This window comes from Ruminococcus sp., assembly GCF_017650195.1.
Classification (GTDB): Bacteria; Bacillota; Clostridia; order Oscillospirales; family Ruminococcaceae; genus Ruminococcus.
The window spans coordinates 1-5,458 of record NZ_JAGCFH010000316.1 but is presented as its reverse complement, the minus strand read 5'-3'; the positions used below and the strand labels follow the sequence as shown (position 1 = coordinate 5,458).

General features: G+C 39.2%; 2 protein-coding genes. Both read left to right on the top strand.

Features of this window, described 5'->3' with window-relative positions; all coding sequences use genetic code 11:
* Positions 1–1,706 (top strand): PD-(D/E)XK nuclease family protein (locus J6U00_RS14105; protein WP_296582876.1); only part of this gene is annotated, 1,706 nt, incomplete at its 5' end.
* Positions 1,703–5,347: a helicase-exonuclease AddAB subunit AddA gene (gene addA, locus J6U00_RS14100; protein WP_296582874.1), complete on the top strand. Its 3,645-nt coding sequence runs from the start codon at positions 1,703–1,705 to the stop codon at positions 5,345–5,347. The genes J6U00_RS14105 and addA, both read left to right, overlap by 4 nt.
* Positions 5,348–5,458: the final 111 nt, after the last annotated feature.

Below are 5,458 nucleotides of genomic sequence, written 5' to 3'. Positions count from 1 at the left end.
TAAAGTATTCAGTACCTCCTCAGACACTGGACGCTGTTATGGCTGCCTCAGCAAGGACTGCAAGATTGGACGCGCCAAAGATAGTTTTTGTTATGGGGGCGAATGACAAGGATTTCCCAAATCAGATAAGTATACATGGAATATTTTCGGAAGCTGATCGTTCTAAGCTTGCAGAAAAAGGTATTGATATCTCTACACCTGTTTCAGAGCTGATAGCGTCTGAAAGGCTTGTTGTATATAAATCATTGTCAGCGGCTTCTGATAAGCTTTTTATCACATATCCGCTTTCAGACCTTTCGGGTCAGGCTAAGTATCCGGCTCAGGTAATAGACCGTATCCTATCTATGTTCGGAGATAGTAATATTCGTTTTAAAGACGATGAAATACCTGTGGATTATTACGCTGTTACACTTCATTCAGCGTTTTATCACTATATGCAGGAGCATAATTCAGGTAGCAATGCTGTTGCTTCTATTAAATATCTTCTGACGAGTGTACCAGAATACAAAAGAAGGCTTTCTTATGTTTTTAGCCGGGGATATCACACGCAGAATTACAGTATAGATAAGGATATTATGGAGAAGTTGCAGTGCTTTAATCCACTCAGACTTTCTTCAACAGGCTTTGAGGAATATAATCTCTGCCATTTTATGTATTTTTGCGATAAATGCCTTAGACTTCGCCTGAACGAAAAGGTTGAGCTCGATACAAGAATTGCAGGCGAGCTTACTCATGAGTGCTTTTTTGGCATTCTGGGGTCAAAAACAAAACAAGAATTTCTTGATATGTCTTATGATGATGTAAAACGTGAAATATACAGCTGTGCCGATAAATATCGCAAAGAGACACTTGCAGGTGATTTTTCCAAAGATTCTAAGTTTGAGCTTATATTCAACAAGCTGACTGATAGGATGTCGGAAATATTCATTTATACTCAGCATTCTCTTATGGCGTCGGATTTTATTCCCCATAGTTTTGAGCTTGATCTGAGAGAAAGCCATTCTGTCGTACTTCCTTTTGGTAACGGTAAAATGCTGAGTTTCGGAGGAATTGTTGATAGGGCCGATGTATGTACTGTCGGTGACGAGGATTATATCAGGATAATAGACTATAAAAGCAGCAGAAAGAACATTACAGCAGAAACTCTTGCAGGAGGAATAAATATGCAGATGTTACTGTATCTTTTTGCCTCAACTGACAAAGGCGGATTATTTGAGGGATTTCAACCAGCAGGTATTCTTTATTCGCCTGTTCGCATTTCTGATATTCATCTTGATTCTTATAAGCTTGAAACTAAGAACAGCAGTGCTGTCAATTCAGCATTGCGTACAAGCGGACTTGTTCTGGGGGATATTGATGTTCTTGAAGCTATGGAAAAAGGTGTAAAGGGTGAGTTTATCCCAGTAAAGCTCGATAAAAATGGAGTTCCGGACAGAAATTCTGAATGTATTTCGGCGGATGGAATGAATCTTTTGCGAAATTATACTTATAAAAAGCTTGTAAGTATGGCAGAATCGCTGCTTAACGGTGATTCTGAGGCTATACCGCTTATTATTGACGGAAAGAATCCCTGTACGTACTGCAATTATATTAATATATGCGATAATTCCGAGCTGACGCGCCATAGATGTCCTGATGAAGTGGAAATAGAAGAAGCAAAAGCAATTCTCGGAAGAAAATACCAAGGAAAGGAGGAGCGAATGTGAGCTGGACAGAGCAGCAGCAGAACGCTATTGACGCGAGAGATACTTCACTTATAGTTCCAGCAGCGGCAGGCAGCGGAAAGACCGCTGTACTTACTGAAAGGCTGATACAGCTTATTGCAGACAAGGATTCAGGTGTCCGTGCCGACAGGATAGTAGTTGTTACTTTTACGAACGATGCGGCGTCCGAGCTCAAAAAAAGGCTTGACAGCAAACTGAGAACGTTGATAAGCGTTAATCCGAATAACAATCATCTATTAAAACAGCAAGTACTATTACAAAGCGCAAAGATATCTACAATAAATTCCTTTTGCTTTGACCTGATACGCGATAATGTCGAAGAAAGCGGTATAACCTCTGGGTTTAGCGTGCTTGACGACACTGATAATAAAGTAATTAAGGCAGGAGCTCTTGAGGAACTTATAAACTATTACAGTGAGCATGAGTATGACAAGATATCATTCATGTTCGACCGCTTTTGTATCAAGGATGAAAAAAGGCTCACAGAAGTGATTTCAAGGGTTGACAGCTTTCTTTCGTCAGTTGCACAGCGTGATAAATGGCTTAATAAAGCTGTATGGCTGTACAGCTGTGAATTCAGGAATTCGGTATACTTCAGAAAGCTTATAGAAAGTCTTTCGGCACAGCTGGAAAAAGCGTTAAAAGCAGCAGATGATAATATTGGTTTAATCAGTAGGATATTCCCTGATATGTCTTTGCAGGCAGCTGAGAAGTCATTCGCGCAGGCAGAGGAGGATTACGATATAATCTCTGACTTACTTTCGGTATTTAAAAGCGGACGTTTGCCAGATAACGAAGAGAACGAGAGAGCAGAGAGCTTTTCAGAGCTTGTAAGAGTCGGAAAGACCGAGCATGATAAGGCTTTAAGGGATATATATAAGAAAAAGCGGGATTATATCAAAAAAACAGCTTCAAAAGTAATTTGTAGCATTAAAGCTGTCGAAAGCGATTATGCTGAATGCAGTGAAGTTACAACTGTTCTAACAGAGATGCTCAGAAAATATCAGGAAATATTATGGGAGAAAAAGTGCGAGAAGAACGCTTTGAGTTTTGACGACGGCGAACGGTTAGCCCTTGATCTGCTTATTTCAGAAGACGGGAATGGTAATATTAGGCAGTCCGAAACGGCTCTTAGAATAGCGGATTATTATGATATTATCATGATAGATGAGTATCAGGATTCAAATAATAAGCAGGATCTCATTTTCAAACTCATATCAAAGAATTACAAACTTGATAGCGAAGGTATGCCGATGTACGGAGATAATGTATTTCTTGTGGGAGATGTGAAACAGTCGATATATCGTTTTAGGCTTGCAAATCCTAGGAACTTTATAAATACACTGAAACTGTCTGAAAGGTATGCTCCTGAGAATGACAGTAAAAATCAGTATATAACCCTTAACAAGAATTTCCGTAGTTCGGTTCAGGTCATAAATTTCGTTAACTTTGTATTTTCACAGATAATGTCAGAAAATTGCGGCGATATCGCATATACAGAAGAAGAAATGCTGTATTTCGGTGCACTGCATTATTCGAGAACAGATGCTTGCCACTGCACTACACATATTGCTTTTATTGGAGATGACCCTGTTGAATCAGACGAGGAACAGGAGATATCGGTGGAAGCGGATAATGAAGTGATATATACAGCTTCAAGAATTGCAGAAATGCTGAAAAATGGCTCTACAGTTACTGATAAGAACGGGAATAGCCGACCGTGCAGACCTTCTGATTTCTGTATTCTTGTAAGAAACAACGTTCACATAAATATGTATGCCGATGAACTCCGCAGAAGAGGAATTCCTGCTAAAGGTAACGAAGAAACGGGTTATCTTAGATCAAGGGAGATAGCTGTACTTATAGACCTTCTTAGGATAATAAGCAATCCTTTGCAGGATATTTCTATGGCTGCTGTAATGACATCTCCTATGTATATGTTCAGTGTTGCTGATCTTGCGGTCATCAAATCCTTTGACACTCGCAAAGCACTTTTCCCGATAATAAGGGGGCTTGCAGAAGGAGAGTACCCTGAATGTACGGATATGTTCCTGCGTGAGAGGTGTATGGATTTCCTGGAATCGATTGACGGTTTCAGACTTGATTCTGTTACAATGACGATAGGAGAGCTCATTGGAGAAATATATGACTCTACTGATTTTATATCCGTTATGCAGCTTCACGATGACGGTGAAAAGAAAAGAGCAAATCTTCGTGCCCTGATACAGTATGCTGAAAATTATGAAAATATAGCTTCCTACGATGGAACAGGAGGACTTAATGGCTTCCTGAGACATATAGACAGGGTTATTGAAAATGGAGATTATACGCAGGGAAAGGTTTCTTCGTCAGCAGGGGACTATGTAAGTGTTCTTACGCTTCATCGTTCAAAAGGACTTGAGTTTCCGTTTGTGTTCATAGCAGAGACTTCTGTGAAGTTCAAGTTTGACTCAAAGCCTGTTATGTGTAGCTCTGACGGAAGGATAGGCTATGTGCTCTACGATCATTTACTTTACCGAAAATATAAAACTTTTCAACAGTCCATGCTTGCTGTTGAGGAGGAGAATGATACACGCAGTGAAGAAATGAGACTTCTTTACGTAGGACTTACCCGTGCGCAGCAGAAACTGTTTATTAATCTAAAATGCGGAGAAAGGTCTTTAAAAAGAGTTGGTACTCTCTTAGAAAGCTGTATTTTGCACAATGGAGAAATAACTGAAGCTGTCGGCGAAGCAAAGAGCTTTTCTGACTGGCTGTGGCTTTCAATTATGAGGCATCCAATGTTCAGAGATATATGCGAAAAGCTTTGCATTGACATAAATATTCTAAATACTCTAGATAAAGGTGAGCAGGAGCTTTTTGAGTATGAGATCGTAAACGAGATAATACGCGATAATACTGAAAACGTAAGTCTTGAAGATGAAGCTGTAGCAGATCAGGAAATGATAGACCGAATGAAAGAAATAATATATTTCAGCTATGACAAAACTCTTTCCGTTACACCTGCTAAGCTCAGCGTAACTCAAATTGCAAAAAAACTTGAAAATCAGGAGGAAAAATTTGATTTCAAGCTTAAGCGGCCTCGCTTTAAATCTATTGGGTCAAAACTGTCTGGAGCCGAAAGAGGAACTGCGATACATACTTTTTTCCAATATTGCGATTTTGAGAAGGCTTCTGATGATATAGTTTCGGAAATAAAAAAAGTAGAAGAGAACGGATATATCAGCGCTACAGAGGCAAAGTCCATTAACGCAGAAAATGCTTCTGCATTCTTTGAAAGTGCTTTATATAAAAGAATATGTAGCTCTCTAAAATATGTCCGAGAAAAGAAATTCATGGTAGCGCTGAGCGAGCTACGACTCAGCAATGAGATCATAGATAAATTTAAGAACTCAAATGGTATGATAAAGGGAATTATTGATCTTATGTTTGAAGAACCTGATGGCATTGTTATCGTGGATTATAAATCAGACAGAGGAGCGTCTCTTTCAAAGCTTAAGGAGCGTTATACCATGCAGCTTCAGCTTTATAAAGCCGCAGTTGAACTGACTACCGGCAAAAGAGTAAAGGAAGCAATTCTGTATTCGTTTGAACTTAAAAAAACAGTTGCAATAGATATATGATCTTAGGCTCTTCTGCAATAGGTAGAAGAGCCTATTCTATGACATAAAACATTTATCTTGTGATAATGCTGTAATAATAGGCGTAAACTTTGTGCATTATGTAGATTTTTG